The sequence below is a fragment of the Streptomyces sp. NPDC051684 genome, from assembly GCF_044453445.1.
Taxonomy (GTDB): Bacteria; Actinomycetota; Actinomycetes; order Streptomycetales; family Streptomycetaceae; genus Streptomyces.
In genome coordinates, this window is sequence record NZ_JBITCS010000002.1 from 231,886 (window position 1) to 258,127 (window position 26,242).

The window sequence follows — 26,242 nt, forward strand, 5'->3', positions numbered from 1 at the left end:
GAGGCGGATTGTCCGAGGCGGGGTGCCGCCCGCCGTCAAGGGTGGGGAGGCGTGGTGGTGGCGGATTGTCCGAGGCGGGGTGCGGGTGACCGCCATGAGGGGGGCGGATTGCTCAAGATGCGGTGCAGTTGGTCGTGTTCGGGTGGCCCCGGAGGGTGTGGGGCCACCCGAACACGCTGCGGGGAGGGTTACTTCTGCGTCGAACCCTTGCGGCGGAGGGCGAAGACCACGCCGCCGCCCGCGAGCACCAGGACGGCCGCGATGCCCGCGATCATCGGGGTGTTGCTGCTCGCGCCGGTCTCGGCGAGGTCCGAATCGCCGGCCGGGGAGGCCGAGTTGCTCGGGGCCGGGGCGGCGGCGGGGCTGCTCTTGGAGGGCGACGGGGCCGGGGCGCTGGGCACCGCGGACGTCGGAGGCGTCGACGGCTTCTCGGTGGCGCACGCCGTGGCCGGGGCGGTGACGCCGCCCTTGACGTCGTCGTCGACGTTGAAGCGGTCGGTCTTCACGTGGACGCGGTAGGTCGCGCCCGGCTTCCAGTCCTCCTTGAACGTGATCGTGGCGCCCTCCTTGGAGCCCTTCACGACCTGGGAGCCGACCTGCTCCTCGGAGCCGCCGGACGTGCGGAAGACGGTGACGGTCGCCGGGGTGCCGGAGGCGTCGACGTCGGTCACGGAGATGACGCCCTGCTGGCCCTCGCAGCCGGCCTTGGCGGTGAACTCACTGATGTTGCACGCCGATGCGGAGCCTGCGACGCCGAGCGTCAGGGCCGTCGCGGCGGCGGCCACACCGACGTATCGGGCCGCTCTGGAGGAGATGCGCTGAGATATACGGGGGACTACGGACACAACTGTCCTTCACATGTACTGGGAAGAGGAGGGGTGCGGCGCGGCGCGAACGCACCTCAAGGCTCAACACCCCCACGGTCACCGATGGTTTATCGGTGACCGTGACGCACGGTCAAGACACGAGGCGCCTCAGCGGCCACTCTTGACCCCCGCTTGACCCAACGTGCTAGCTGAGCCGCTCGATCGCCGCGCCCGCCTCCTCGGTCGTGTCCACCAAGGCGATCCGCTCCTCCATGGACCGCTCGCGGGCGAGCGCCTGGAGCAGCGGCCAGGTGGGAAGGTGTTCGGTCCAGTGGGCGCGGTCCACCAGGACCATCGGGGTCGGTTCGCCGCGCGACTCGTAGTAGTTGGGCGTCGCGTTGTCGAAGATCTCCTGCACCGTGCCCGCCGCACCCGGCAGGAAGACCACGCCCGCGTTGGAGCGGGCCAGCAGTCCGTCCTCGCGGGTGGCGTTGGCGAAGTACTTGGCGATGTGCTCGGCGAACACGTTCGGCGGCTCGTGCCCGTAGAACCAGGTGGGGATGCCCACGGAGGGGCCGCCGCCCGGCCAGCGCTCCCGCACGGCGAAGGCCGCGTCCGCCCAGTCCGTGATCGACGGAGTGAAGGAGGGGGATTTCGCGAGGAGTTGGAGCGCGTCGTCGAGCATCGCGTCGGAGAACGGCGCCGCGTACGCGCCCAGGTTCGCGGCCTCCATCGCGCCGGGGCCGCCGCCCGTCGCGACCGTGAGACCCGCGCGGGCGAGCGACCGGCCGAGCCGGGCCGCGCCCGCGTACGCGTCCGTGCCGCGCGCCATCGCGTGACCGCCCATGACGCCCACCACCCGGGCCCCGACGAGGAGTTCGTCGAGCGCGTCGGACACGGAGTCGTCGTGCACGGAGCGCAGCATCGACGCGAACACGTCGCCGTCGGACTTGGTGCGCTGGAACCATTCGTACGCGCGGGCGTCGGGAGTCGCCGCGTAGCCGCCCCCGGAGGACAGGCCCTCGAAGAGCTCGGCGGGCGTGTAGAGACGGCCGCGGTACGGGTCGAAGGGGAGGCCGGGGACCGGCGGGAAGACCAGCGCGCCGCGCGCCCTGACCTCGGCGGCCGCCTGCGGGTCCATCGGGCAGCCGAGGAATATGGCGCCCTCGACCTCGGTGCGGCGCAGGTGCTCGGTGCGGGCGGTCAGGTCGACGGCCTGAACCCGGTGACCGGCCAGCGTGGCGCGCGCGGCCACCACCTCGTCGAACTCCGCGAGCGTCTCGATCTCGCGGTCGGAGGCGGTGGAGGGCACGGACGGTTCGGAGGAATGCTCTGGAGTCGGCACCCGCCCATGCTAAGCACGGGCGGGCGCGCGGCCGTTGGTCAGCCCTCGACGACCGAGGGGTCCATCCACATGACCTCGAAGGTGTGGCCGTCGAGGTCGTCGAAGGCCCGCCCGTACATGAAGCCGTGGTCCTGCTTCTCGCCGGTCTCGGTGCCGCCGGCGGCGATCGCCCGGTCCACGAGCTCGTCGACCTTCTCGCGGCTCTCGGCACTCAGCGCGAGGAGCACCTCGCTGCTGCTCGTCGAGTCGACGATCTTCTTCTTGGTGAAGCCCGCGTACTTCTCCTTGGTGAGCAGCATGATCACGATGTGGTCGCTGATCACGATGGAGGCCGCGGTGTCGTCCGAGAACTGCGGGTTGCGCTCGTACCCCAGCTCCGTGAAGAACTTGGTCGACGCGGCCAGGTCGTTCACGGCCAGGTTCGGGAAGATCATCTGCTGGTACTCGCTCATGATGTGTCCGTCGCCTTCTCGCTGAAGTGAAGTGGTGTGGTGCGTACGAACATGTAGACGGCCAGTGTCGTCAAAACTCATCGCGCCGTCAGCGGTGCCGCCGAAAGTTCCGCGACGAGCCAGGTCAGCGGTCCGAAAACGGCGAGAAGGGCGCAGGCCCTGAGCGCCGCCGCCCCGCGCAGGGCGGTGGCGGGGGCGCCGATCCGCAGCAGCGCCTCCGTCGTGTGCCGCCGTGCCGCGCGGGCCTCGAAGGACGCGGTCACCAGCGTCGCCACGGCGCAGCCGACGACGAGCAGCGCGCCGAGCGTCGCGAGCGGTCCGACGCCGGCCGCCCCCTGGCGCTCCCCGTACACCGTGGCCGCCGCGTACACGCCCGACGTCACCGCGCAGACCACGCCGAGCGGGCGGCCGACGCGCCGCGCCTCCTCCTGGAGCACCCGGCCCGCGAGCAGCCGCACCGCCGAGGGGCGTACGGACTGCAGCGCGCGCCCGCACAGATACGTGAGCCCGGGACCGGCGAGCGCCAGGCCGAGCGCGGTCAGCGTCCATCCGACGAGCACGCCGGTGGGGCTGCCGGTGAGGCCGCCCGGCAGCCGGGAGCCCGCGGCGCCGCGCGCGCTCGCCGCGTACGTCTCCACGGCGAGGCCCGCCGCCAGCAGCGCGAAGCCCCACGGCAGCCCGGCCGGGGCCGCCGCCGGTTCCCGCACCTCGGCGTCCTTGACGGGGCGCGCGAGGCGCGGGCGCAGCGCGAGGGCGCTCGCCGCGGAGGCCGCGAGCGGCACCCACGTCAGCAGGGTGAGCGTGGCGGCGAGCGGCAGGGGCCGGTCGGCGGCGAGCAGCCCGCGGGCCGCGCCGTCGAACGGGAGGCCGGAGAGGTCGCCCCGCAGATGCAGGAAGAACAGCAGCGCCAGCATCGAGCCGAGCGTGCAGGCGATGGCCGTGGAGATCGCGGCGAGCAGGGTGAGGCGGGTGGGGCCGAGGCCCACGGCGGACAGGCCCGCGCGCGGCTGCGTACCCGGGTCGGAGCGGGCCACGGCGACCGCGAAGTACACCGTCGCGGCGAGCGGCAGCGCGCACCAGGCGAGGCGCAGCACGGAGTCCGCCGCGGTCTCGGGGTGCGCGAGCGCGTGGCCGAGCGTGCACAGGAGCAGAAAGCCGGTGCCGGCCGACGCGGCGGCGACGAGGAGTCTGCGCAGCTGGACCAGCGGGTGCGCGCCGCGGGCTAGACGGAGAGCGAGCACGCGGCCCGGCCTTCCCCTTCGGGGGCCTTCTCGGGCAGCGGCACGGTGTGCACGCGGCGCCCGTCGAGCAGCGACTCGGTGCGGTCGGCGAGCGCGCCCACCGCGGAGTCGTGGGTCGCGAGGACGACCGTGATGTCGTGCGAGCGGGCCGCGGCGGTGAGCGTGCGCAGGATGTGGGCGCTGTCGGCGCGGTGCAGGGTCGCGGTCGGCTCGTCGGCGAACACCACGTGCGGGGCGTGCGCGAGGGCGCGGGCGATGGCCACGCGCTGGCGCTCGGCGACGGACAGGGCGTGCGGGCGCTTGCGGGCGAGGCGGCCGACGTCGAGCCGGTCGAGCCACTCGTGGGCGGTGGCCTTGGCGGGGCGGCGCGGGGTGCCGCGGAGCATCAGGGGGAGGGCGGCGTTCTCCCACACGTTCAGCTCGGGGACGAGGACCGGCTCGGGGTCGATCCAGCCGAACCGGTCGCGGCGCAGCCGTTCGCGCACCAGCGGGCCCATCGTGTGCACGGGCGTGCTGTTGAACCACACCTCGCCCTGCTGCGGCAGGAGCTGGCCGGAGAGACAGCGCAGCAGCGTCGTCTTCCCGCTGCCGCGCGGGCCCGTGACGGCGAGGATCTCGCCCTCGCGGACACCGAGCGAGACACCGGTGAGCGCGGGTGGTCCGCTGTCCGGTCCGTTGTGCGCGTAGTGCAGGGCACGCGCCCACAGCACGTCGTTGTCCGGCGGGGCCACCATGACGTACACCTCGGTTCTGATCAGTTGTGCCGGGAAGATCCCGTCCCCCGTACGGGGGAACGAAGGCAGGGGCCGATCGGTCACGAGGCACGGTAGGTATTCGGCGCTCGGGGGCGGGAAAGGACGCGGCCCGGTCGCCCCCATCTCACTCGGATGGGTGCAACCGGGCCGCGTATCAAGCCAGGTGGCGGTCCGTGGCCGCCCTGGCTCAGACCTTGATCAGATCTTCGTCCAGGCCTCCGTGAGGACCTGTCGGATGATCCCTTCGATCTCGTCGAAGGTGGCCTGGTCGGAGACCAGCGGCGGGGAGAGCTGGATGACCGGGTCGCCACGGTCGTCGGCGCGGCAGTACAGGCCGTACTCGAAGAGCTTCTTCGAGACGAAGCCGTAGAGCACGCGCTCCGACTCCTCGTCCGTGAAGGTCTCCTTGGTGGCCTTGTCCTTCACGAGCTCGATGCCGTAGAAGAAGCCGTTGCCGCGGACGTCGCCGACGATCGGCAGATCGTTCAGCTTCTGCAGCGTGTTGAGGAAGTTCGCCTCGTTGTCGAGCACGTGCTGGTTGAGGCCCTCGCGCTCGAAGATGTCGAGGTTCGCGAGACCCACCGCGGCCGAGACCGGGTGGCCACCGAAGGTGTAGCCGTGCAGGAACGTGTTGTCGCCCTTGTAGAACGGCTCGGCGATCCGGTCGGAGACGATGGCCGCACCGATCGGGGAGTAGCCGGACGTCATGCCCTTGGCGCAGGTGATGATGTCCGGGACGTAGCCGAACTTGTCACAGGCGAACATCGTGCCGAGACGGCCGAAGGCGCAGATGACCTCGTCGGAGACGAGCAGCACGTCGTACTTGTCGCAGATCTCGCGCACGCGCTGGAAGTAGCCGGGCGGCGGCGGGAAGCAGCCACCGGCGTTCTGCACCGGCTCCAGGAAGACGGCCGCGACCGTCTCCGGGCCCTCGAACAGGATCTCCTGCTCGATCTGGTCGGCGGCCCAGCGGCCGAAGGCCTCCGGGTCGTCGCCGTGGATCGGCGCGCGGTAGATGTTCGTGTTCGGCACCTTGTGCGCGCCCGGGACGAGCGGCTCGAAGGGGGCCTTGAGGGCCGGCAGACCCGTGATGGACAGGGCGCCCTGCGGGGTGCCGTGGTAGGCGACCGCGCGGGAGATGACCTTGTACTTCGTGTGGTTGCCGTTGAGCTTGTGGTACTGCTTCGCCAGCTTCCACGCGGTCTCGACGGCCTCGCCGCCACCGGTGGTGAAGAAGACCTTGTTGAGGTCGCCCGGAGCGTAGTGGGCCAGGCGCTCGGCCAGCTCCACGGCCTTGGGGTGGGCGTACGACCAGATCGGGAAGAACGCCAGCTCGGCCGCCTGCTTGGCGGCGACCTCGGCGAGCTCCTGCCGACCGTGGCCCGCCTGGACCACGAACAGGCCGGAGAGGCCGTCCAGGTACTTCTGGCCCTTGTCGTCGTAGATGTAGGTGCCCTCGCCACGCACGATGGTGGGAACGGGCGCGTTCTCGTACGACGACATGCGGGTGAAGTGCATCCACAGGTGGTCGTACGCGGTTCGGCTGAGGTCCTTGCTCACGGCTATCGGGTTCCCCACATGTAGGTCTGCTTCTTGAGCTTCAGGTAGACGAAGCTCTCGGTGGAGCGCACTCCGGGGAGGGCCCGGATGCGTCGGTTGATGACCTCCAGAAGGTGGTCGTCGTCCTCGCAGACGATCTCCACCATCAGGTCGAACGAGCCCGCGGTCATCACGACGTACTCGCACTCCGGCATGTCGGTGAGCGCGTCCGCCACGGGATCCAGGTCGCCCTCGACGTTGATGCCGACCATCGCCTGCCGTCTGAAGCCCACGGTGAGCGGGTCGGTGACGGCGACGATCTGCATCACGCCCTGATCGAGCAGCTTCTGGACGCGCTGGCGCACGGCCGCCTCGGACAGGCCCACGGCCTTTCCGATGGCGGCGTACGGGCGCCTGCCGTCTTCTTGGAGCTGTTCGATGATGGCGAGGGAGACGGAGTCGAGCGGCGGATTGCTGCCGTTCCTCGAACTGGGTCCCTTGGGGTCTGCGCTACGACTGGCCACGGCCTCACTGTGCACGAGGAGTCGTTTGTTTCGCAACCCCGGATCAATGAAATTCGTTGTTCAAGGGCTTCGCCTTCACTGATTCCGTAGTTCAGTGGGGGGAGGGGCTGTCGAAAACGTCGGTCTACCGTCTAGGGTGGGCGTCTCAAGTCTTGGACAGCGAACAGTCAGGAGGGCCGGCAGTGAGCACCAGTGAGCTGGGACGGCTGCGCAAGCTACGCAACTACGTCGACGGTGAGTTCAAGGACGCCGCCGACGGACGGACCACCGAGGTGGTCAACCCCGCCACGGGCGAGGCGTACGCGACCGCGCCGCTGTCCGCACAGGCCGACGTCGACGCCGCGATGGCGGCCGCCGAGGCCGCGTTCCCGGCCTGGCGCGACCTGGTACCCGGCGAGCGCCAGAAGTACCTCCTCAAGATCGCGGACGCGTTCGAGGAGCGGGCCGAGGAGCTCATCGCCGTCGAGTCGGAGAACTGCGGCAAGCCGCTCGGTCTTACCCGCAGCGAAGAGATCCCGATGATGCTCGACCAGATCCGCTTCTTCGCGGGCGCGGCGCGCATGCTCGAGGGGCGCTCCGGCGGCGAGTACATGGAGGGCCTGACCTCCTTCGTGCGCCGCGAGCCGATCGGCGTCTGCGCGCAGGTCGCGCCGTGGAACTACCCGATGATGATGGGCGTGTGGAAGTTCGCCCCGGCGCTCGCCGCGGGCAACACGGTCGTGCTCAAGCCGTCCGACACCACCCCGGCCTCCACGGTCCTGATGGCCGAGATCATCGGCTCGATCGTGCCCAAGGGCGTCTTCAACGTGGTGTGCGGCGACCGTGACACCGGCCGTCTGATGGTCGAGCACAAGACCCCGGCGATGGCCTCCATCACCGGCTCCGTGCGCGCCGGCATGCAGGTCGCCGAGTCCGCCGCCAAGGACCTCAAGCGGGTCCACCTGGAGCTCGGCGGCAAGGCCCCGGTCGTCGTCTTCGAGGACGCCGACCTCCAGAAGGCCGCCGAGGGCATCGCCGAGGCCGGCTACTTCAACGCCGGCCAGGACTGCACCGCGGCCACCCGCGTGCTCGTCCACGAGTCGGTGCACGACGAGTTCGTCACCGCGCTCGCCAAGATCGCCGCCGAGACGAAGACCGGCGCGGCCGACGACGAGGACGTCCTGTACGGCCCGCTGAACAACGCCAACCAGCTGAAGCAGGTCACCGGCTTCATCGACCGCCTCCCGGCGCACGCCAAGGTCGAGGCCGGCGGCCACCGGGTCGGCGAGCAGGGCTACTTCTACGCCCCGACCGTCGTCTCGGGCCTCAAGCAGGACGACGAGATCGTCCAGAACGAGGTCTTCGGCCCCGTCATCACGGTCCAGTCCTTCACGGACGAGGACCAGGCGGTGTCCTACGCCAACGGCGTCGAGTACGCCCTTGCCTCGTCGGTCTGGACGAAGGACCACGGCCGCGCGATGCGGATGTCCAAGGTCCTCGACTTCGGCTGCGTGTGGATCAACACCCACATCCCGCTCGTCGCCGAGATGCCGCACGGCGGCTTCAAGAAGTCCGGCTACGGCAAGGACCTGTCGGCGTACGGCTTCGACGACTACACGCGCATCAAGCACGTGATGACGTCGCTGGACGCGTGAACCTCACGTACAGCGAGGTCGGCGCCACCCTGGCGGCGGGCGAACTGCCGCCGGGGTACGCCCACATGGACCGCCGTGTCCGGCTCGGCTCGGGGCAGGAACGCTTCGAGCGGGCCGGCGCGGCGGTTCTCGCGTGGGGCGCGCAGCGCGGCTCCGGTATGCGCGTGACGCCGGGTGACGACGTCCGGGAGGGTGCGGACGCGGTGCTGCGGCTGCTGTTCCTGCGGATTCCCTGCCGGGTGGTGCGGGTCGTGCGCGACGACTCCCGGATCGGCTTCGCCTACGGGACGCTGCCGGGGCACCCCGAGCGCGGCGAGGAGGCGTTCCTCGTCGAACGGGCGGCGGACGACATCGTGTGGTTCCGGATCCGGGCGTTCTCGCGGCCGGGCCGCTGGTACACGCGGCTCGGCGGGCCGGCGGCGCGCGGCGTGCAGAAGTGGATGACCGGGCGGTACCTGCGGGCCGTCGCGGACGCGGCCGGGTGAGCGCGGATCGACAAGGTGTCGGCCCCGGACCCCGGCGCTCGACGCAGCGTCCATTGTGGTGCCAAGTCCCCGGAAGGGAGGCTGCGTTCGTGCGAGCGAACCCGATATCCCACCAGGTCACCCGTCGTTCCCTGCTGCGCGCCCTGGGCGGTGGTGCCGCGGCCGCGACGGTCGGCGCCCTCGCCGCCGGCTGCGGGGTGCCCGCCGCGTACGTCTCGCCGGGCGATCGGGCGGGCCATGACCTGTCCGCCGACGAGAAGCGGCTCACCTGGGCCAACTGGCCGCTCTACATCGACGTCGACGACGACGATCCGTCGAAGCGGCCCAGCCTCGACGCGTTCGAGAAGCAGACCGGGATCCAGGTCAAGTACACCGAAGAGATCAACGACAACGACGAGTTCTTCGGCAAGATCAGCCCGTCGCTGATGAACCACCAGAAGACCGATCGCGACCTCATCGTCATCTCCGACTGGATGTGCTCGCGCTTCGTGCGGCTCGGCTGGGTCCAGGAGATGGACCGCGCGCGCCAGCCGAACGTCACCAAGTACCTCGACCCGCTGCTGCGGTCGCCCGCCTTCGACCCGGGCCGCAAGTACACCGTGCCGTGGCAGTCCGGCATCACCGGCATCGCGTACAACAAGCGGAAGCTGGGCCGCGAGATCAAGCACGTCTCCGACCTGTGGGCCAAGGACCTCGCGGGGCGCGTCACGCTGCTGTCCGGTCTCGACGAGTCCTTCGCCCTCCTCATGCAGGGCAACGGCGTCGACATCACCAAGTGGACCGGCGCCGACTTCGACAAGGTCTGCGACCAGGTCGAGAGGCTGGTGAAGGCGAAGCACATCCGCCGCTTCACCGGCAACGACTACATCAAGGATCTGTCCAGCGGCGACGTCCTGGCCTGCCAGGCGTACAGCGGCGACATCATCCAGCTCCAGGCAGACAACCCGGACATCGAGTTCGTCGTGCCCGAGGAGGGTGCCGAGCTGTGGGCCGAGTCCCTGATGATCCCCAACCTCGCCGACCACAAGGCCAACGCCGAGCGCCTGATCGATTACTACTACCAGCCGGAGGTCGCGGCGGAGCTGGCCGCGTGGGTCAACTACGTGTGCCCGGTGCCCGCGGCCCAGGACGTGCTCGCCTCGTCCAAGGACAAGGAGACCGCCGAGCTCGCCGAGGACCCGCTGATCTTCCCCGACGACAGGATGCGCTCCCGGCTCGCCATCGCCCGTGACATCGGCCCGAAGGAGCGCACGGAGTTCTCCAAGCGGTGGAACAAGATCGCGGGTCTGTGAGCCAACGGGGCGGCGGGGGAGCGGAGTTGGGGGCGGCCTAGGGTGTGTCCATGGCCGATGACTCGTCGCCCGCCGGGGCCGCCGTGACCCTGGGGCTGCTCGCCGCCTGGGCGCTGCACGACACCGAGGAAGTGCTCGCCGCGCCGCGCTGGATCCGGAAGAACGTGCCGGTGCTGCGCGAGCGGTGGCCGGGCGTGCCCGAGCGGGTGTGGCAGGGGCTTGAGGGCGTCGACGAGCGGGAGTTCACCGCCGCCGTCGGTGTCATGGCCGGGATCGTCGGCGCCGGGGCCGTCGCCGGGTGGGCGAGCGGTGGGCGCAGTGCCACGTACCAGGCCATGCTCAACGGCTTCGGGGCGCACGGGCTTCTGCACATCGGCCAGGCCGTCGCCGTCCGCGACTACACCCCGGGTGTCGTGACCTCGCCGGTGCTCGTCGTGCCGTTCACCGTGTGGGCGCGGCGGCGGCTGAAGAAGGCCGGGGTGCTGCGGCCGGGCCGCCCCCGGGACCTCGTGACCGGGCTCGCCTGGGCCGCAGCGGCGACGGCGGTCTCGCACGGGGTGGCGCGCCGGCTCGTCAGGCGGCGTTCCTGACCGACGCCATGATGATGCGCTGGGCGACGGGGTTCATCTCCTCGCCCTTCGCGTCCGTGGAGTTCACCGAGTAGACGACCGTGCGCGACAGGTCCTGGGTGGCGGCCATGCCGGTGCTGTAGCCGTACCGGGCACCGGACTTGCCCCAGTGGACGCGGCCGTCGATGTCGATCCTTTGCAGGCCGGCGCTCATGGTGGCTCCGGGGATCCCGGCCGGCACCCGGAACATCTCCTTCAGCTGCGCCGCCGGCACGACGCGGCCCCGGAAGAGGGCGGTGAGCAGCCGCTCCAGGTCGGCGGTCGTGGAGATCATGTCGCCGGCCGCCGAGCGGTCGGCCTGCACCCAGTCCGTGACGTCGACGAACTCGCCGTCCACCAGCTGGTATCCGCGGTTGTGCGGCCCGTGCACGTGCGGGTCGGCGCCCGGGAAGTATGTGTGCCGCATCCCCGCGGGCCGCAGCACGAGCCGGGTCGCCGTCTCGGCGAAGGAGTCGCCGGTGACCTTCTCCACGAGCAGCCCGAGCAGCGTGTAGTTGATGTTGAGGTACTGCTGCCGCGTGCCCGGAGCGAACTCCGGTCGCTTCGCGAGCGCCGAGGCCGCGACCCGGGCGGGCGTGACGACGTCGAAGCGGTGCGCGTACTGCTCCGCGAACGAGTCGCCCCAGCCGTTCCCGGCCGGGATCCCGCTCGTGTGGTTGAGCAACTGCCGTACGGAGACGGGCTTTCGGAAGGCGGTGCCGCGGAACAGCTCGGGCAGGTAGCGCCGCACCGGCGCGTCCAGGTCGACCCTGCCGTCGGCGGCGAGCCGCAGCACGGTGGCGGCCGTCACCACCTTCGTCGTCGAGCCCGCCCGGAACCGGGCGTCCTCCCGCGCCTTCGCGCCCGTACGCAGGTCCCGCACGCCCGCCGACCCGTGCCAGGAGCCGCCGCGCCCGCCGACCCGGACGAGCGCGGCCGTGGCGTCGTCGTCCGGCAGCCCGTGGAGGGCCTCGGCCAGCGCCTTCGCGTCGGGCGTGCCCGGGGCGGGAGCGACCGCCGCCGGCGCCGGGGCGGCGGCGACCGCGCCGAGGGCGAGGGCGGTGCACATGGTGAGGACGAGACGACGCTTCAACGGGGCCTCCTGGGGCGGGAGTCGGCCCGAGCGGGCCGACACGGTTCATCCTCGGACGACCCCCGCCGGGGCGGCTCGTCGTGCGGGATGATCCGCACCTTGGGGTGCCCGGCCCCCGACCCCTAGGGGGTCCCCGGTCAGGAATCGCGCAGTGCCGTCAGGACGTCGACGCGGTTCGTCGTGATCGAGTCGACGCCGATGTCGAGCAGGCGGCGCATCGAGGACTTCGTGTCGGGGGTCCACGCCGACAGGAGGCAGCCGTCGTGGTGGACGCGGGCCGCGAGGTCCCGACTCACCAGCGGGAAGCGGTAGTTGAGCCAACGCGGGGCGATCGCCTTCAGCAGGCCCGCGCGCGGGGGCGCGAGGCTGGTCCAGGTCAGGGCGATCTCCGCGGCGGGCGCCGCGGCCCGGACCTTCAGCATCGTCTGGGCGTCCGCGCAGTAGTACACCCGCTCATCGGCGTCGCAGTCGGCGATCGCGCCGACGATCGTGAGCACCGAGCGGGCGTCGGCGCCCGGCAGGTCGACCATGACGCGGGCGTCCCGGCACACCTCAAGGGCGTCCGCGAGGGTGGGCACCCCGCCCTCGGTCAGCCCGCGCACCTCGTCGTACGAGAGCGCGGACAGCGGGCGTTCGTGGCCCCACAGCCGCTCCAGGGTGGGGTCGTGGAGCAGGACCGGGACTCCGTCCCTGGTCAGGCGGACGTCGACCTCCACCGCGTCCCCGCCCCGTTCGAGCGCCGAGCGCAGGGACGGGAGGGTGTTCTCGCGGACGCGGTAGGGGTCGCCTCGGTGGGCCACGGCAGTCACGGTGCGCATGGCCCCATTGTGACCTGCGGACTCAGCCCGCCGTCGGCCAGTTCCGCGTGTACGTGTCGATCTCCGCGGCGATGCGCGTCTTGCCCGCCTCGTCGAGGAACGAGGCCCGCACCGCGTTCTTGGCCAGCTCCGCCACGCCGCGCTCGTCGAGGCCGAGGAGGCGGGCGGCCACCGCGTACTCGGTGTTGAGGTCCGTGGAGAACATCGGCGGGTCGTCCGAGTTGATGGTGACCGTCACGCCCGCGTCCACGAACTGCTTGAGCGGGTGCTCCTCCAGCGTGCGGACCGCGCGGGTCGCGATGTTCGACGTCGGGCACACCTCCAGCGGGATGCCGTGCTCGGCGAGGTGTGCGAGGAGCTTCGGGTCCTGGGCCGCCGACGTGCCGTGACCGATGCGCTCGGCGCCCAGGTGGGTCAGCGCGTCCCACACCGTCTCGGGCCCGGTCGTCTCGCCCGCGTGCGGCACCGAACGCAGGCCCGCCGCGCGCGCCCGGTCGAAGTACGGCTTGAACTGCGGCCGCGGGACGCCCACTTCGGGACCGCCGAGGCCGAACGACACCAGGCCCTCCGGTCGCAGCGCGTCGTCCGTGGCGAGCCGCGCCGTCTCCTCGGCCGACTCCAGGCCCGCCTCGCCGGGGATGTCGAAGCACCAGCGCAGCACCGTGCCGAACTCGGCCTCCGCCGACTTGCGGGCGTCCTCGATCGCCTCCATGAAGCCGCGGGCGTCGATGCCGCGGCGCGTGGAGGAGAAGGGGGTGAGGGTGAGCTCCGCGTACCGCACGTTCTGCCGGGCCATGTCGCGGGCGATCTCGTACGTGAGGAGGCGGACGTCCTCCGGCGTGCGGATCAGGTCGACCACGGACAGGTACACCTGGATGAAGTGCGCGAAGTCCGTGAACGTGAAGAACTCGGCCAGCGCCTCGGGGTCGGAGGGGACCTTCGAGTCGGGGTGCCTGGCGGCGAGCGCCGAGACGATCCTGGGGGAGGCGGAGCCCACATGGTGGACGTGCAGTTCGGCCTTCGGCAGTCCGGTGATGAAGGCTTGCAGGTCCGTGCTCGGACGCTGGCTCTGGCTCACGGTTTCCTCCCCAGGAACTTGGGTGATCGGCTGATCGGGGTCCTGGTCATCGTATGCGGGGCGCCCGACGGCGCCGCGCGGGTGCCTAGCATGAGCGGATGAGCGAGTACGACCCGTGGGCCACCCCGCCGGCGCCCTCCGCGTACGGGTACGCCAACCCGTACGCGGCACCGGACGGGCCCGTGCCGCCACCGCCCATCGGGCCCGAGGGGCCGGGGCCCTACGCGTACCGGGCGTACTGGTACGCGTACGGGCCCGGCGCCCCGGGGGCCGGGCCGCCCCGCAACGGGCTCGGTGTCGCGGCCCTGGTGCTCGGCGTCGTCACCGCGGTCGGCTTCCTGCTGTGGCCGGTCGCGATGGTGACGGGTGCGCTCGCCGTGATCTTCGGCGTGATCGGCAGGCGCCGGTCCGGGCAGGGAACCGCGACCAACGGCGGGCAGGCGCTGGGCGGGCTCATCTGCGGCGTGGGCGGGCTGCTGTCGGCGGTCGGGGTCGGGATCGCCGTCCTCCTGGGCTAGGGAGGCCTGATCCGAACGACAGGCCCCGGGGGAGGGCTCAGCGCAGCCGCTCTCTCGCCGCCATCAGCGCGAACCCCAGCAGATTCAGCCCCTGCCACGCCTCGGGATCGGACGCCCCGGCGTCGCCGGCCGCCATCCCGATGCCCCACACCCGGTCCGTCGGGCTCGCCTCCACGAGGACCCGGTCACCCGTCCCGGCCAGGAACTCCCGCAGCCGCGGATCCGCGGCGAACTTGTGGACGCTCCCCTCGACGACCACGCCGAAGCGCTCGCGCTCCCACACCGCGCCGTCGAAGCCGCGCACCAGGCGCCCTGCCTTCTTGGCCTCCGCCGGATGCTCCGCCGCCAGCGCGCGGCGCTCCGCCTCCGCGTCACCGAAGAGGCGGGCCTTCGCCGCCATCATCCAGTGCTCCGCCGTCGCGTACTGAACGCCCGCCACCGTGAACGGCGAGGGCCACCACTGGCTGAGACAGCTCGCCCCGATGGATCCGTCCCTGTGCGGTGTGTGCCCCCAGAAGAGCAGGTACTCCACACTTGTCCCCGCCGCCAGGGCCGCGACCAGCGAATCCCTGCTGTTGATCTCCATACACGCGAGTCTGGCACGCACTACTGACAATCCGTCCTGCGTTTTCCAGGCGGACTCGACACCTGGTCGACAGATTCCGTCGCGTAACCAAAAGGCAACAACGGAATCACTTGTTGGCCCAGTGGTCCTCTGTCAGGATCGGCACTCAAATCGAGCTGGAGCCACGGCTGGAGCTACGTCGGCCCTCGGGACGGGGCCGGCGCAGGAGAAGCGAGAGCGAGCACTCATGCACCACCCCACCTCGGATCACCCCGCCTCGGCCAAGAATGTGGCCGCACTGGCGAAGGAACTCTTCGCGGACGGCGCGAACTTCGTCGCGGGCCGCCTTGTCAAGGGCACGTCCGGTCGCACCCACGCCGTCGTCGACCCGGCCACGGGCGAGGAGGTCTACACGTACGAACTGGCGGGCACCGCCGACGTGGACGCCGCCGTCGCCGCCGCCCGCGCGGCCTTCCCCGGCTGGTCGGGGGCCACGCCCGGCGAGCGATCGGACGCCATGCACCGGTTCGCCGGGGTCCTGGACGAGAAGGCGGAGGACTTCGCCCGCCTCGAATCGTTGCAGTGCGGCAAGCCGCTCAAGCTGAGCCGCGAGTTCGACGTGCCCGGATCGGTCGACAACGCCGCCTTCTTCGCCGGCGCCGCCAGGCACCTGGACGGGCAGTCCGCGGGCGAGTACAGCGCCGACCACACCTCGTACGTGCGCCGCGAGCCCATCGGCGTCGTCGGCTCCATCGCGCCGTGGAACTATCCGCTGCAGATGGCCGCCTGGAAGGTGCTCCCCGCCATCGCGGCGGGCAACACGATCGTCCTCAAGCCCGCCGAGCTGACCCCGTTCACCTCGCTGCTCTTCGCGCAGGCCGCCACCGAGGCGGGCCTCCCGGACGGCGTCGTCAACGTGATCAGCGGCGCGGGCCGCGACGCCGGTGAGCACCTCGTCGGCCACCCGGACGTCGCCATGACCTCCTTCACCGGCTCCACGGGCGTCGGCAAGCGGGTCGCCGAGATCGCCACGGCCACCGTGAAGCGGATCCACCTGGAGCTGGGCGGCAAGGCCCCGTTCCTGGTGTTCGACGACGCCGACCTCGACGCCGCCGTGCACGGCGCGGTCGCCGGCGCGCTCATCAACACCGGTCAGGACTGCACCGCCGCCACGCGCGCGTACGTGCAGCGCCCGCTCTACGAAGCCTTCGTGGAGCAGACGGCCGCCCTGATGGAGACCGTCAGGCTCGGCGACCCGTTCGCCGACGACACCGACCTCGGGCCGCTCATCTCGCACGCCCAGCGGGACCGCGTCGCCGCCTTCGTGGAGCGGGCACGCGGCTACGCACGCGTGGTGACCGGTGGCGAGGCCCCCGGCGGCGAGCTCGCGGCCGGCGCGTACTACCGGCCCACCCTGATCGCCGACGCCGCGCAGGACAGCGAGGCCGTCCAGTCCGAGATCTTCGGCCCGGTGCTCGTGGTGCTGCCCTTCGACAGCGACGACGAGGGCATCGCGCTCGCCAACGACACCCCGTACGGGCTCGCCGCCTCCGCCTGGTCCACCAACGTGTTCCGGGCGAACCGGGCCACGCGCGAGATCAAGGCGGGCTGTGTGTGGGTCAACGACCACATCCCGATCCTCAGCGAGATGCCGCACGGCGGCTACAAGGCGTCCGGCTTCGGCAAGGACATGTCCGCGTACTCCTTCGACGAGTACACGCAGATCAAGCACGTCATGTTCGACAACACAGCGGTGGTGCGCAAGGACTGGCACCGCACGATTTTCGGGGACCGATAGCAGCTCGGCCGCCCGACCAGCGGCCGCCAACCCTCCCGAAAGGGCAACCAGCGCATGGAGCAGTACGAGCCCGACAGCCCGACGCCTCTCAGCCGTCCCCAACTGGCCGCCATGCACCGCAGCTTCAGGAACGGCAGGGCAGCGATGTCCCGCCGCTCCCTGATGCGGGCCTCGGCGGGCGGCGCGCTCGCCGTCGGCGGGCTCGGTGCCCTCACCGGCTGCGGCATCCCGGCGGCGAGCAAGTCCTCGGGCGGCGTCTCGTCCGAGGACCACTCGGCCAAGGAGAAGACGATCAACTTCTCCAACTGGACCGAGTACATCGACATGAGCGACGACGAGAAGCACCGTCCGACGCTCGAGGCCTTCACCAAGCGCACCGGCATCAAGGTCAAGTACACCGAGGACATCAACGACAACGTCGAGTTCTTCGGCAAGATCAAGCCGCAGCTCGCGGCGGGCCAGGACACCGGCCGGGACATCATCATCCTCACCGACTGGCTGGCCGCGCGCCTGATCCGCTACGGCTGGGTGCAGAAGCTCGACCCGGCCAACCTGCCCCATGCGTACACCAACCTGGCCCCCCAGTTCCGCAACCCCGACTGGGACCCGGGCCGCTCCTACTCCTACCCCTGGCAGGGCATCGCGACGGTCATCGCGTACAACACCAAGGCCACCGGCGGGAAGGAGGTCACCTCGGTCTCCCAGCTGCTCGACGACCCCAAGCTGAAGGGCAAGGTCGGGCTGCTCTCCGAGATGCGCGACACGATCGGCATGACGCTGATCGACATGGGCAAGGACCCCGCCGACTTCAAGGCCGACGACTTCGACGCGGCGATCGCGCGCGTCCAGAAGGCCGTCGACAACAAGCAGGTGCGCCGCTTCACCGGCAACGACTACATATCCGACCTCAGCAAGGGCGACCTCGCGGCCTGCCTCGCCTGGGCCGGGGACATCGTGCAGCTCCAGGCGGACAACCCGCACGTCAAGTTCGCGATCCCGGACGCCGGTTACATCTCGTCGACAGACAACATGCTGGTTCCCAACAGGGCACGTCACAAGACGAACGCCGAGAAGCTCATGGACTACTACTACGAGCCGGCCGTCGGCGCGGAGCTGGCCGCGTGGATCAACTACGTCTCGCCGCTGGAGACCGGCATCGTCAAGCCGGAACTCGCCAAGATCGACAAGGACGTCGCGAACGACCCGCTGATCGTCCCCGACAAGGAGATGTCGGCGAAGGCGCACGGCTTCCGCTCCCTGACGGCCAAGGAAGACACGGCGTTCGAGCAGAAGTTCGCCCAGCTCACGGGCGGCTGAACCACCGCCTGCCCCTTCCGTGGGCCGTCGCCCACGCCCCCGTACCGGCTCCGCCCCGCCTTCGTCCTTGCCCGGCCCTGCCTCAGCCCTCACCGACTCCTTGGACTCACCATGACGACCCTCACGACGTCGGAGACCGGCGGAGACGTCCGTCTCTCCGGCATCAGCAAGACGTACGACAACGGCTTCACCGCCGTCCAGCCGCTCGACCTCACCGTGCCCCAGGGCTCGTTCTTCGCGCTGCTCGGCGCCTCCGGCTGCGGGAAGACCACGACGCTCCGCATGATCGCGGGGCTCGAGGACCCGACCACGGGCACCGTGCACCTGGGGGACCAGGACGTGACGTCGCTGCCCCCGTACAAGCGCCCGGTGAACACCGTCTTCCAGTCGTACGCGCTCTTCCCGCACCTGGACATCTACGAGAACGTCGCCTTCGGCCTGCGCCGCCGCGGCATCAAGTCCGTGAAGAAGCAGGTCGAGGAGATGCTCGACCTGGTGCAGCTCGGCGAGCAGATCCGCAAGAAGCCGCAGCAGCTCTCCGGCGGCCAGCAGCAGCGCGTCGCCGTGGCCCGCGCGCTGATCAACCACCCCAAGGTGCTGCTGCTCGACGAGCCGCTCGGCGCCCTCGACCTCAAGCTGCGCCGCCAGATGCAGCTGGAGCTCAAGCGCATCCAGACCGAGGTCGGCATCACGTTCGTGCACGTCACGCACGACCAGGAGGAGGCCATGACGATGGCCGACACCGTGGCCGTGATGAACGCGGGCAGCGTCGAGCAGCTCGGCGCCCCCACCGACCTGTACGAGAACCCGGGCTCGACGTTCGTCGCGAACTTCCTCGGCACCTCGAACTTCATCGAGGCCGAGGTCGCGGGCCGGGCCGGCGAGGACCTCACCCTCAAGGCGGGCGACGGCAAGCTCGTCCTGCCCACCGCCCGCAACTCCGCGAAGACCACCGCGACCGGCGACAAGCTGCTCCTCGGCGTGCGCCCCGAGAAGATCTCGCTCACGCACGCCGACGACGCGGGCGAGATCCCCGACGGGCGCAACCGCATCACCGGGAAGATCGCCGACTCCAGCTTCATCGGCGTCTCCACGCAGTACGTCATCGACAGCCCGCTGTGCGACTCCTTCGAGGTCTACGCGCAGAACATCGAGCGCGACAGCCGCCTCGCCCCCGGCGCCGAGGTCGTCCTGCACTGGAACCCGGCGCACTCCTTCGGGCTCGACGCCGCCCAGTCCGTCCATGACGGACAGGTGCAGGTCGCGGGCGCGGCCAAGGTCTCGGAGGACGCCGGCGCATGAGCACGACACTCCCCGACGCGCCCCCGGCGGCGCCCACGCCCGCGGAGAGGCCGAGCAAGCCCCGCAAGCGCGGCCGCCTCGTCCCGTACTGGCTGCTGCTGCCCGGCATCCTCTGGCTGGTGATCTTCTTCGCCCTGCCGATGGTGTACCAGGCGTCGACCTCGGTGCAGCAGGGCTCCTTGGAGGACGGCTTCAAGGTCACCTGGCACTTCGCCACGTACTGGGACGCGCTGTCCGAGTACTGGCCGCAGTTCCTCAGGTCCGTCCTCTACGCGGGTCTCGCCACGATCCTGTGCCTGCTGCTCGGCTACCCGCTCGCCTACCTCATCGCCTTCCGCGCGGGCCGCTGGCGCAACTTCATCATGGTCCTGGTGATCGCCCCGTTCTTCACCAGCTTCCTGATCCGTACGCTCGCCTGGAAGACGATCCTCGCGGACGGCGGCCCGGTCGTGGGCGTGCTCAACTCGCTGCACATCCTCGACGTCACGACCTGGCTCGGCATGACGGACGGCAGCCGGGTCCTCGCCACCCCGCTCGCGGTGGTGTGCGGACTCACGTACAACTTCCTGCCGTTCATGATCCTGCCGCTCTACACCTCGCTGGAGCGGATCGACGGCCGGCTGCACGAGGCGGCGGGCGATCTGTACGCGTCCCCGGCGACGACGTTCCGCAAGGTGACGTTCCCGCTGTCGATGCCGGGCGTCGTGTCCGGCACGCTGCTGACCTTCATCCCCGCGGCCGGTGACTACGTGAACGCCGATCTGCTCGGCTCCACCGACACCCGCATGGTCGGAAACGTCATCCAGACGCAGTTCCTGCGCATCCTCGACTATCCGACGGCGGCGGCGCTCTCCTTCATCCTCATGGCGGCCATTCTCTTCATGGTCACCTTCTACATCCGTCGTTCCGGGACGGAGGACCTCGTCTGATGCGCTGGCTGCGAAAGAACCTCGTCGTCATAGCGGGCCTGATCACACTCGGCTATCTCCTGCTGCCGAATCTCGTCGTCACGGTCTTCTCCTTCAACAAGCCGAAGGGCCGCTTCAATTACGAGTGGCAGGAATTCTCGACGGACGCCTGGAAGAACCCGTGCGGCGTCGCCGACATGTGCGGATCGCTCTCGCTGAGCCTCCAGATCGCGCTGTGGGCCACGATCGGCGCGACGGCCCTCGGCACGATGATCGCCTTCGCGCTCGTCCGCTACCGGTTCAGGGCGCGCGGCGCGATCAATTCGCTGATCTTCCTGCCGATGGCGATGCCGGAGGTCGTGATGGCGGCCTCGCTGCTCACGCTCTTCCTCAACATGGGCGCCCAGCTGGGCTTCTGGACGATTCTGATCGCCCACATCATGTTCTGCCTCAGCTTCGTGGTGACGGCGGTGAAGGCGCGCGTGATGTCGATGGACCCGCGCCTGGAGCAGGCGGCGCAGGACCTGTACGCGGGTCCGGTGCAGACGTTCCTGAGGGTCACGCTGCCGATCGCGGCCCCCGGTATCGCGGCGGGCGCGCTGCTCGCCTTCGCGCTCTCCTTCGACGATTTCATCATCACGAACTTCAACGCGGGATCGACCGTCACGTTCCCCATGTTCGTCTGGGGCTCGGCGCAGCGCGGAACGCCCGTTCAGATCAATGTCATCGGTACGGCCATGTTCCTCGTCGCCGTACTGTGTGTGCTGATTGCAATGACCATCGGCAAGCGCAAGAACAAGGTTTCCTGAACGACTCGCATTTTGAACTACTCGCATTTCTGAGGGAGTTGGAATCATGGCCGCACGCGCCATGAATCGCTGGACGAATTCACTCGCCGACGCCAAGCCGGTCGCGTACTGGCTCGACGACCCCGGCAGGCCCGAGGCCCGGCCCGCTCTGACCGGGGACGAGCACTGCGACCTACTGGTCGTGGGCGGCGGCTACAGCGGACTGTGGACCGCACTCATCGCCAAGGAGCGCGACCCCGGCCGCGACGTGGTCCTCGTCGAGGGCCGTGAGATCGGTTGGGCCGCGTCCGGGCGCAACGGCGGGTTCTGCGCCGCCTCCCTCACGCACGGCACGGCCAACGGGCTCGCCCGCTGGCCGGACGAGATCCGGAAGCTGGAGGAACTCGGCGCCGCCAACCTCGACGCCATCGAGGCGGCGGTCGCCCGCTACTCCATCGACTGCGACTTCGAGCGCACCGGCGAGCTGGACGTGGCGACGCAGCCCCACCAGGTCGCGGAACTGCACGATTTCTACGGCGAGTTGGGCGAGGCCGGGCTCGCGGACGGCGTCGAACTCCTCGACGCGGACCAGACCCGCGAGCAGGTCGACTCGCCCACCTTCCTCGGGTCGATGTACGACCGGCACGGCGTCGCGATGCTGCATCCGGCGAAGCTGGCGTGGGGCCTGAAGCGGGCCTGCGCCGACCTGGGCGTGCGGATCTACGAGAACACCCCGGCCACGGAGCTGTCCTCGAACGGCGCGGGCGTCGCGGTCCGCACCCCCTACGGCCGCGTCTTCGCCCGGCACGCCGCGCTGGCGACGAACGTCTTCCCGTCGCTGGTCAAGCGCACCCGCGCGTACACCGTCCCGGTGTACGACTACGCGCTGATGACGGAGCCGCTGAGCGCCGAGCAGCTCGCGGAGATCGGCTGGAAGAACCGGCAGGGCCTCGGCGACTCGGCCAACCAGTTCCACTACTTCCGGCTCTCCGCCGACAACCGGATCCTGTGGGGCGGCTACGACGCGATCTACCCGTACGGCGGCCGGGTGCGGGCCGAACACGACCACCGCCCGGAGACGTACGCGAAGCTGGCCGGCCACTTCTTCACGTGCTTCCCGCAGTTGGAAGGGCTGCGCTTCACGCACGCATGGGGCGGCGCGATCGACACCTGCTCCCGTTTCTCGGCGTTCTTCGGCACCGCGCACGCGGGCCGGGTGGCGTACGCCGCCGGATACACGGGCCTCGGCGTCGGCGCGACGCGCTTCGGCGCGGACGTGATGCTGGACCTCCTGGCGGGCGAGCGCACGGAGCGCACGGAGCTTGAGATGGTCCGCAAGAAGCCGCTCCCGTTCCCGCCGGAGCCGTTCGCGGCCACCGGTATCGCGCTCACCAAGTGGTCCCTCGCGCGCGCCGACGCGAACGGCGGCCGCCGCAATCTGTGGCTGAAGGCGATGGACACGGTGGGTCTCGGCTTCGACAGCTGAGACCGGCCCGCAGGTCAGGCGCTCTCGTCCGCCGTGAGCGTCCCCTGATGGAAGTACAGCCGCCACCCGGCCTCCGGGTGGCGGCGCCACACCGAACTGCGGTGCGCGCGGCGTCCGTTGTTGTCCGCGTGATACGTCAGGTGGACCACACCGGGCGCGAGCAGTGTGCCCCGCATCCCCGTGACCCGCACCGGGGGACCCGGCTCCACGGCAGCCGCGCCGGTCACCTCCAGGATCGACTCCCGGCCCCAACGGCGCCCGGACGCGCCGAACTCCACGAACTCCGGGTCGAGCAGCGCCGTCACCTCCGCGTCGGACGCCCGCACGCCGGGTTCGAGCAGTCGCAGCTCCCCGTCGATCGCCGCCCGGATCTGCGCGTTCACGTCCTCGTCCATGGCCCGAGCGTACGGGTGCGCCCGTGAATGATCACCCGGCGTACGCCCTGGTCGCACGCGGCCGAGAAAATTCACTACCTTCAGGTAACCGAAGTCGCGTAATGCCCCGGCCGCTTTCCCCTCTCGTTCGTGACGATCAGCGTCGATGTGAACGAGGAGGACCCCGTCATGACTGGCTCGGGGGACAAGGCCGCGGTCGAGTGGCTGGTGTCCGTGGCACCGGATCCGGACGCCTGCCGCTGGGAGTGGGAACGCAATCCGCACGGGGTGGCGCTGCTGCCCGCGGGCGAGCGGTGGGACGTACTGATCCTGCCGGGGGAGCTGGGCTATCCGACGCTCGACGTGCTGCGCCGGGTGATCGACAGGCCGGGGCCCGTGCTCGCGGACTTCGGGGCCGCCCGCATGGGCTTCTTCGTGCCCGCGGGCACCGCCGCCCGCTGGCTCGGCACCGGGGTGCGCGCGGTGGGCAGCGGCTCCTGGATCGTGGTGCCCTACCCCGGCAGGCTCGCGGGCGGCGTGCGCTGGCTGGTGCCGCCGGACGGCTCGGGCACGCTCACGGACCCCGCGCTCCTGGAGCTCGCGATGCACGAGGCGGCGGCCCAACTGGCAAGGGAAACAGGGGAGTAGTGGAGGGGCGACGGATACCCGACCCTTGACAACCCAATTGGTCTGGACCAAGTTGGGCGTGCTCCACCGTGCCCGTTTCCCCGCCACGCCCGGAGGCAGCCATGACCCGCTCCAGACCTCGCAGACCCCGCCGATCCCGCGGGCTCCTCACGAGCCTCACGGCCGCGGCGCTCGCCGCGACCGGCCTCACCGCCCTGTCCGGCACGGCGAACGCCGCCGACGTCGACCTCGCCCGCAACGGCGGATTCGAGTCCGGCCTGGACGGCTGGACCTGCTCGGCCGGCACGGGCAGAAACGTCAACTCACCCGTCCACAGCGGAAATTCGGCGCTCCAGGCCACGCCATCGGGCGCCGACAACGCCCGGTGCGCGCAGACCGTCACGGTCAAGCCCGACTCCACGTACACGCTGTCCGGATACGTCCGCGGCAGCTACGTCTACCTCGGTGCGAGCGGCACCGGCACCACGGACGTGTCGACCTGGACCCCGTCGGCGTCCGACTGGCAGCAGCTCAGGACCACCTTCCGCACCGGCCCCGCCACCACGAAGGTCACGATCTACACCCACGGCTGGTACGGCAGCCCCGCCTACGCCGCCGACGACCTCACCCTGCTCGGCCCGGGCACCGAGACCCCGGCGCCGCCCGCCGCGCCCACGGGCCTGAAGACCTCGGCCGTCACCGCGACGAGCGTCGGCCTGTCCTGGTCGGCGGTCCCCGGCGCCACGAGCTACACGGTGTACCGCAATGGCGCCAAGTCCCAGACCGTGAACGGCACTTCGGCCACGGTCATCGGCCTCGCGCCCGCCACCGCCCACAGCTTCCAGGTCACCGCCGGCAACGACGCGGGCGAGTCCGCGAAGTCGGCGACGGTGACGGCGACCACGGCCGAGGGCCCCGGCGGCTCCGGCAGCACGGACCTCCCCGCCCACGCCCTCGTCGGCTACCTCCACGCGAGCTTCGCCAACGGCGCCGGCTACACCCGCCTCGCCGACGTCCCCGACAGCTGGGACGTCATCGACCTCGCCTTCGGCGAACCCACCTCGACGACCTCGGGGGACATCCGCTTCGACCGCTGCCCGGCCGTCGAGTGCCCGGGCGTCGAGTCGGACGCCGACTTCAAGGCCGCGATCAAGGCCAAGCAGGCGGCGGGCAAGAAGGTCCTGATCTCCATCGGGGGCCAGAACGGCCAGGTCCAGCTCACCACGGCGGCCGCCCGCGACACCTTCGTCTCCTCGGTCTCGAAGATCATCGACGAGTACGGCCTCGACGGCCTCGACATCGACTTCGAGGGGCACTCGCTGTCCCTCAACGCCGACGACACCGACTTCAAGAACCCCAAGACCCCCGTGATCGTGAACCTGATCTCGGCGGTGAAGACCCTGAAGGCCAAGTACGGCGACAAGTTCGTGCTGACCATGGCCCCGGAGACGTTCTTCGTCCAGCTCGGCTACCAGTACTACGGCACCGGCAAATGGGGCGGCCAGGACCCGCGCGCGGGAGCGTACCTCCCGGTCATCCACGCCCTGCGCGACGACCTGACGCTCCTGCACGTCCAGGACTACAACTCCGGCTCGATCATGGGCCTCGACAACCAGTACCACTCCATGGGCGGCGCCGACTTCCACATCGCCATGACCGACATGCTGCTCACCGGCTTCCCGGTCGCGGGCGACGCGGCCAACGTCTTCCCGCCCCTGCGCCCCGACCAGATCGCGATCGGCATGCCGGCCTCCACCCAGGCGGGCAACGGCTACGTGAGCCCGGCCGAGACCAACAAGGCCCTCGACTGCCTCACCAAGAAGACCAACTGCGGCTCGTACGCCACCCACGGCACCTGGCCGGCCCTGCGCGGCCTGATGACGTGGTCGATCAACTGGGACCGCTTCAACAACTGGGAGTTCCAGAAGAACTTCGACGGCTACTTCGGCTGACCGCGGACGCCGCCGCGCACAGCAACAGCACCGACAGGCACCAGCTCCCGACCACATCGGCCGGCCAGTGGTAGCCCTGCCGCACGAGTCCCAGGCCTACGGCCGTGTTCACCAGGACGCAGCCGTAGGCCAGTCGGCGTGAGCGCAGCAACAGGACGCACAGCCCGTACGCGACCGCCGCCGTCGCCGCGTGGCCCGAGGGGTAGAAGCCCGTGGCCGGGGCCATGGGCGGCGGTCCCGGGCGGTCGACGAGCGACTGGAGCGGGGCCACCAGGGCGGGGACCAGGGACATCGTGACGACGGCGGCGAGTACGGGGCGCCAGGCCCGGGTGCGCCAGGTGACGTACGCGAGGGTCGCGGCGAGGACCGGGAGGGCGACCGTCATGTTGCCGAGGTCGGCGAGGAATTCGGCGGGGCCCGCGGGGATCGCGCCGGTGCGGATCGTGTCGCCGAGGCGCTCGTCGTACGCGAGGAGGGGGCCGTCGGAGGCGACCTGCCAGGTGAGTGCGGCGAAGAGGAGCGCCGCGAAGAGGCTGAGAAAGATGGTCGGCCGGTTCGGAACAGGGGGGGTAGTTCCGAACCGGCCGAACTGGCCGGAGTGTCGCGCGCCCCGGGGGGTTTGGGGCGGGCGACCGTCCGACCGGTGAGGAGTTCCGGAGCCGGAAGCTCCGGGTGTGTGCGCGAGGGCACGACCAGGGCGAAGCTGGGGAGGCCTCGACCCGGTATCGCCCGCAGTCACCTGCGAGCGGGGTGTTTCTCTCATCTGCAGAAACCGTACGGCAGGGGCTCAGGGTGCGACACCCGGTTGGGCAACATCCCATGGGCCTCGCACACCTTCTTCACACGGCCCGACCGTCGTCGCAGGTCACGGAATTGTCGCGGTCCGCGTCGTCACGATCGGGCGGTGTGGCTCCTGTTGCCGGAGCGGTGTCGTCGG

The 26,242-nt window shown here is 70.7% G+C and carries 26 protein-coding genes; 13 read left to right on the top strand and 13 right to left on the bottom strand.

The window, feature by feature from the left end; genetic code table 11:
- Window positions 1-188: 188 nt before the first annotated feature.
- From ACIA8D_RS03565 to ACIA8D_RS03595, 7 genes are all read right to left on the bottom strand, one after another.
- Window positions 189-845, bottom strand: a complete 657-nt coding sequence (locus tag ACIA8D_RS03565; protein WP_399228316.1) for an LAETG motif-containing sortase-dependent surface protein — start codon at window positions 843-845, stop codon at window positions 189-191.
- A 166-nt stretch (window positions 846-1,011) separates the two neighbouring features.
- Entirely contained in the window at window positions 1,012-2,151 is a 1,140-nt protein-coding gene (locus tag ACIA8D_RS03570; RefSeq protein ID WP_399228318.1) for an LOG family protein, read from the bottom strand.
- A 38-nt stretch (window positions 2,152-2,189) separates the two neighbouring features.
- Complete coding sequence (locus ACIA8D_RS03575) at window positions 2,190-2,603, bottom strand: VOC family protein (protein WP_399228320.1); 414 nt, start codon at window positions 2,601-2,603, stop codon at window positions 2,190-2,192.
- A 77-nt stretch (window positions 2,604-2,680) separates the two neighbouring features.
- Window positions 2,681-3,844 carry a hypothetical protein gene (locus tag ACIA8D_RS03580; protein ID WP_399228322.1) on the bottom strand — a complete coding sequence of 388 codons (1,164 nt, stop codon included), beginning with the start codon at window positions 3,842-3,844 and terminating at the stop codon, window positions 2,681-2,683.
- Window positions 3,826-4,578 (bottom strand): ABC transporter ATP-binding protein, encoded by a 753-nt coding sequence (locus tag ACIA8D_RS03585; RefSeq protein ID WP_399228535.1) that lies wholly within the window; start codon window positions 4,576-4,578, stop codon window positions 3,826-3,828. Before ACIA8D_RS03585 ends, ACIA8D_RS03580 begins: the two co-directional genes overlap by 19 nt.
- Before the next feature lie 219 nt (window positions 4,579-4,797).
- Window positions 4,798-6,177 (bottom strand): aspartate aminotransferase family protein, encoded by a 1,380-nt coding sequence (locus ACIA8D_RS03590; RefSeq protein ID WP_399228324.1) that lies wholly within the window; start codon window positions 6,175-6,177, stop codon window positions 4,798-4,800.
- Window positions 6,162-6,677 carry an Lrp/AsnC family transcriptional regulator gene (locus ACIA8D_RS03595; RefSeq protein ID WP_266714722.1) on the bottom strand — a complete coding sequence of 172 codons (516 nt, stop codon included), beginning with the start codon at window positions 6,675-6,677 and terminating at the stop codon, window positions 6,162-6,164. The genes ACIA8D_RS03590 and ACIA8D_RS03595 overlap by 16 nt, the downstream gene beginning before the upstream one ends.
- 167 nt (window positions 6,678-6,844) lie before the next feature.
- Here ACIA8D_RS03595 and ACIA8D_RS03600 point away from each other — a divergent pair, with 167 nt between their 5' ends.
- The 4 genes from ACIA8D_RS03600 (at window position 6,845) to ACIA8D_RS03615 (ending at window position 10,663) form a co-directional block, all read left to right on the top strand.
- Window positions 6,845-8,296, top strand: coding sequence for a gamma-aminobutyraldehyde dehydrogenase (locus tag ACIA8D_RS03600; protein ID WP_399228326.1), 1,452 nt, complete (start codon window positions 6,845-6,847; stop codon window positions 8,294-8,296).
- Window positions 8,293-8,781 carry a DUF1990 family protein gene (locus ACIA8D_RS03605; protein ID WP_399228328.1) on the top strand — a complete coding sequence of 163 codons (489 nt, stop codon included), beginning with the start codon at window positions 8,293-8,295 and terminating at the stop codon, window positions 8,779-8,781. The genes ACIA8D_RS03600 and ACIA8D_RS03605 overlap by 4 nt, the downstream gene beginning before the upstream one ends.
- A gap of 89 nt (window positions 8,782-8,870) precedes the next feature.
- On the top strand, window positions 8,871-10,073 hold the full coding sequence (locus ACIA8D_RS03610) for a PotD/PotF family extracellular solute-binding protein (protein WP_399228329.1): 1,203 nt from the start codon (window positions 8,871-8,873) through the stop codon (window positions 10,071-10,073).
- Between the two features lie 50 nt (window positions 10,074-10,123).
- Window positions 10,124-10,663, top strand: a complete 540-nt coding sequence (locus tag ACIA8D_RS03615) for an HXXEE domain-containing protein (RefSeq protein WP_399228330.1) — start codon at window positions 10,124-10,126, stop codon at window positions 10,661-10,663.
- On the opposite strand, the gene ACIA8D_RS03620 is transcribed toward ACIA8D_RS03615, so the two are convergent.
- The 3 genes from ACIA8D_RS03620 to ACIA8D_RS03630 form a co-directional block, all read right to left on the bottom strand.
- Window positions 10,647-11,750 (bottom strand): serine hydrolase domain-containing protein, encoded by a 1,104-nt coding sequence (locus tag ACIA8D_RS03620; RefSeq protein WP_399228537.1) that lies wholly within the window; start codon window positions 11,748-11,750, stop codon window positions 10,647-10,649. The genes ACIA8D_RS03615 and ACIA8D_RS03620 overlap by 17 nt on opposite strands.
- Window positions 11,751-11,911: 161 nt before the next feature.
- Window positions 11,912-12,592, bottom strand: coding sequence for a glycerophosphodiester phosphodiesterase (locus ACIA8D_RS03625; RefSeq protein ID WP_399228331.1), 681 nt, complete (start codon window positions 12,590-12,592; stop codon window positions 11,912-11,914).
- A 22-nt stretch (window positions 12,593-12,614) separates the two neighbouring features.
- A complete protein-coding gene (locus ACIA8D_RS03630) occupies window positions 12,615-13,697 on the bottom strand; it encodes an adenosine deaminase (RefSeq protein WP_399228539.1) in 1,083 nt (360 codons plus the stop codon).
- Window positions 13,698-13,768: 71 nt separating this feature from the next.
- Here ACIA8D_RS03630 and ACIA8D_RS03635 point away from each other — a divergent pair, with 71 nt between their 5' ends.
- On the top strand, window positions 13,769-14,188 hold the full coding sequence (locus tag ACIA8D_RS03635) for a DUF4190 domain-containing protein (protein WP_399228332.1): 420 nt from the start codon (window positions 13,769-13,771) through the stop codon (window positions 14,186-14,188).
- 37 nt (window positions 14,189-14,225) lie between these two features.
- Here ACIA8D_RS03635 and ACIA8D_RS03640 read toward each other — a convergent pair whose 3' ends face one another.
- Window positions 14,226-14,774: an NADAR family protein gene (locus ACIA8D_RS03640; protein ID WP_399228334.1), complete on the bottom strand. Its 549-nt coding sequence runs from the start codon at window positions 14,772-14,774 to the stop codon at window positions 14,226-14,228.
- A 226-nt stretch (window positions 14,775-15,000) separates the two neighbouring features.
- Here ACIA8D_RS03640 and ACIA8D_RS03645 point away from each other — a divergent pair, with 226 nt between their 5' ends.
- The 6 genes from ACIA8D_RS03645 (at window position 15,001) to ACIA8D_RS03670 (ending at window position 22,352) form a co-directional block, all read left to right on the top strand.
- Window positions 15,001-16,551: a gamma-aminobutyraldehyde dehydrogenase gene (locus tag ACIA8D_RS03645; RefSeq protein ID WP_399228335.1), complete on the top strand. Its 1,551-nt coding sequence runs from the start codon at window positions 15,001-15,003 to the stop codon at window positions 16,549-16,551.
- A gap of 54 nt (window positions 16,552-16,605) precedes the next feature.
- Window positions 16,606-17,868 carry a spermidine/putrescine ABC transporter substrate-binding protein gene (locus tag ACIA8D_RS03650; protein WP_399228337.1) on the top strand — a complete coding sequence of 421 codons (1,263 nt, stop codon included), beginning with the start codon at window positions 16,606-16,608 and terminating at the stop codon, window positions 17,866-17,868.
- Between the two features lie 111 nt (window positions 17,869-17,979).
- On the top strand, window positions 17,980-19,170 hold the full coding sequence (locus ACIA8D_RS03655) for an ABC transporter ATP-binding protein (RefSeq protein WP_399228339.1): 1,191 nt from the start codon (window positions 17,980-17,982) through the stop codon (window positions 19,168-19,170).
- On the top strand, window positions 19,167-20,099 hold the full coding sequence (locus ACIA8D_RS03660) for an ABC transporter permease (protein WP_399228340.1): 933 nt from the start codon (window positions 19,167-19,169) through the stop codon (window positions 20,097-20,099). The genes ACIA8D_RS03655 and ACIA8D_RS03660 overlap by 4 nt, the downstream gene beginning before the upstream one ends.
- Window positions 20,099-20,887, top strand: a complete 789-nt coding sequence (locus ACIA8D_RS03665; RefSeq protein ID WP_399228342.1) for an ABC transporter permease — start codon at window positions 20,099-20,101, stop codon at window positions 20,885-20,887. The genes ACIA8D_RS03660 and ACIA8D_RS03665 overlap by 1 nt, the downstream gene beginning before the upstream one ends.
- Window positions 20,888-20,933: 46 nt before the next feature.
- Window positions 20,934-22,352 carry an NAD(P)/FAD-dependent oxidoreductase gene (locus ACIA8D_RS03670; protein WP_399228344.1) on the top strand — a complete coding sequence of 473 codons (1,419 nt, stop codon included), beginning with the start codon at window positions 20,934-20,936 and terminating at the stop codon, window positions 22,350-22,352.
- A 14-nt stretch (window positions 22,353-22,366) separates the two neighbouring features.
- On the opposite strand, the gene ACIA8D_RS03675 is transcribed toward ACIA8D_RS03670, so the two are convergent.
- Window positions 22,367-22,747 carry a DUF4440 domain-containing protein gene (locus ACIA8D_RS03675; protein WP_399228346.1) on the bottom strand — a complete coding sequence of 127 codons (381 nt, stop codon included), beginning with the start codon at window positions 22,745-22,747 and terminating at the stop codon, window positions 22,367-22,369.
- Window positions 22,748-22,915: 168 nt separating this feature from the next.
- Here ACIA8D_RS03675 and ACIA8D_RS03680 point away from each other — a divergent pair, with 168 nt between their 5' ends.
- Together ACIA8D_RS03680 and ACIA8D_RS03685 are read left to right on the top strand one after the other, a co-directional pair.
- The gene (locus ACIA8D_RS03680; protein ID WP_399228347.1) at window positions 22,916-23,374 is read left to right on the top strand and encodes a hypothetical protein; all 459 of its coding nucleotides are present in this window, start codon (window positions 22,916-22,918) and stop codon (window positions 23,372-23,374) included.
- A gap of 101 nt (window positions 23,375-23,475) precedes the next feature.
- A complete protein-coding gene (locus tag ACIA8D_RS03685) occupies window positions 23,476-25,305 on the top strand; it encodes a chitinase (RefSeq protein WP_399228350.1) in 1,830 nt (609 codons plus the stop codon).
- Here the strand turns inward: ACIA8D_RS03685 and ACIA8D_RS03690 are convergent.
- Window positions 25,259-25,690 carry a phosphatase PAP2 family protein gene (locus ACIA8D_RS03690; protein WP_399228351.1) on the bottom strand — a complete coding sequence of 144 codons (432 nt, stop codon included), beginning with the start codon at window positions 25,688-25,690 and terminating at the stop codon, window positions 25,259-25,261. The two genes, ACIA8D_RS03685 and ACIA8D_RS03690, sit on opposite strands and share 47 nt — an antisense overlap.
- Window positions 25,691-26,242 lie beyond the last annotated feature (552 nt).

What these genes read in the sequence shown, in the direction of transcription:
- ACIA8D_RS03575 (WP_399228320.1), bottom strand. Translation starts at nt 2,603, where the DNA reads ATGAGCGAGTACCAGCAGATGATCTTCCCGAACCTGGCCGTGAACGAC.
- ACIA8D_RS03585 (WP_399228535.1), bottom strand. Translation starts at nt 4,578, where the DNA reads ATGGTGGCCCCGCCGGACAACGACGTGCTGTGGGCGCGTGCCCTGCAC.
- ACIA8D_RS03615 (WP_399228330.1), top strand. Translation starts at nt 10,124, where the DNA reads ATGGCCGATGACTCGTCGCCCGCCGGGGCCGCCGTGACCCTGGGGCTG.
- ACIA8D_RS03620 (WP_399228537.1), bottom strand. Translation starts at nt 11,750, where the DNA reads ATGTGCACCGCCCTCGCCCTCGGCGCGGTCGCCGCCGCCCCGGCGCCG.
- ACIA8D_RS03625 (WP_399228331.1), bottom strand. Translation starts at nt 12,592, where the DNA reads ATGCGCACCGTGACTGCCGTGGCCCACCGAGGCGACCCCTACCGCGTC.
- ACIA8D_RS03635 (WP_399228332.1), top strand. Translation starts at nt 13,769, where the DNA reads ATGAGCGAGTACGACCCGTGGGCCACCCCGCCGGCGCCCTCCGCGTAC.
- ACIA8D_RS03640 (WP_399228334.1), bottom strand. Translation starts at nt 14,774, where the DNA reads ATGGAGATCAACAGCAGGGATTCGCTGGTCGCGGCCCTGGCGGCGGGG.
- ACIA8D_RS03645 (WP_399228335.1), top strand. Translation starts at nt 15,001, where the DNA reads ATGCACCACCCCACCTCGGATCACCCCGCCTCGGCCAAGAATGTGGCC.
- ACIA8D_RS03650 (WP_399228337.1), top strand. Translation starts at nt 16,606, where the DNA reads ATGGAGCAGTACGAGCCCGACAGCCCGACGCCTCTCAGCCGTCCCCAA.
- ACIA8D_RS03655 (WP_399228339.1), top strand. Translation starts at nt 17,980, where the DNA reads ATGACGACCCTCACGACGTCGGAGACCGGCGGAGACGTCCGTCTCTCC.
- ACIA8D_RS03660 (WP_399228340.1), top strand. Translation starts at nt 19,167, where the DNA reads ATGAGCACGACACTCCCCGACGCGCCCCCGGCGGCGCCCACGCCCGCG.
- ACIA8D_RS03665 (WP_399228342.1), top strand. Translation starts at nt 20,099, where the DNA reads ATGCGCTGGCTGCGAAAGAACCTCGTCGTCATAGCGGGCCTGATCACA.
- ACIA8D_RS03670 (WP_399228344.1), top strand. Translation starts at nt 20,934, where the DNA reads ATGGCCGCACGCGCCATGAATCGCTGGACGAATTCACTCGCCGACGCC.
- ACIA8D_RS03675 (WP_399228346.1), bottom strand. Translation starts at nt 22,747, where the DNA reads ATGGACGAGGACGTGAACGCGCAGATCCGGGCGGCGATCGACGGGGAG.
- ACIA8D_RS03680 (WP_399228347.1), top strand. Translation starts at nt 22,916, where the DNA reads ATGACTGGCTCGGGGGACAAGGCCGCGGTCGAGTGGCTGGTGTCCGTG.
- ACIA8D_RS03685 (WP_399228350.1), top strand. Translation starts at nt 23,476, where the DNA reads ATGACCCGCTCCAGACCTCGCAGACCCCGCCGATCCCGCGGGCTCCTC.
- ACIA8D_RS03690 (WP_399228351.1), bottom strand. Translation starts at nt 25,690, where the DNA reads ATGACGGTCGCCCTCCCGGTCCTCGCCGCGACCCTCGCGTACGTCACC.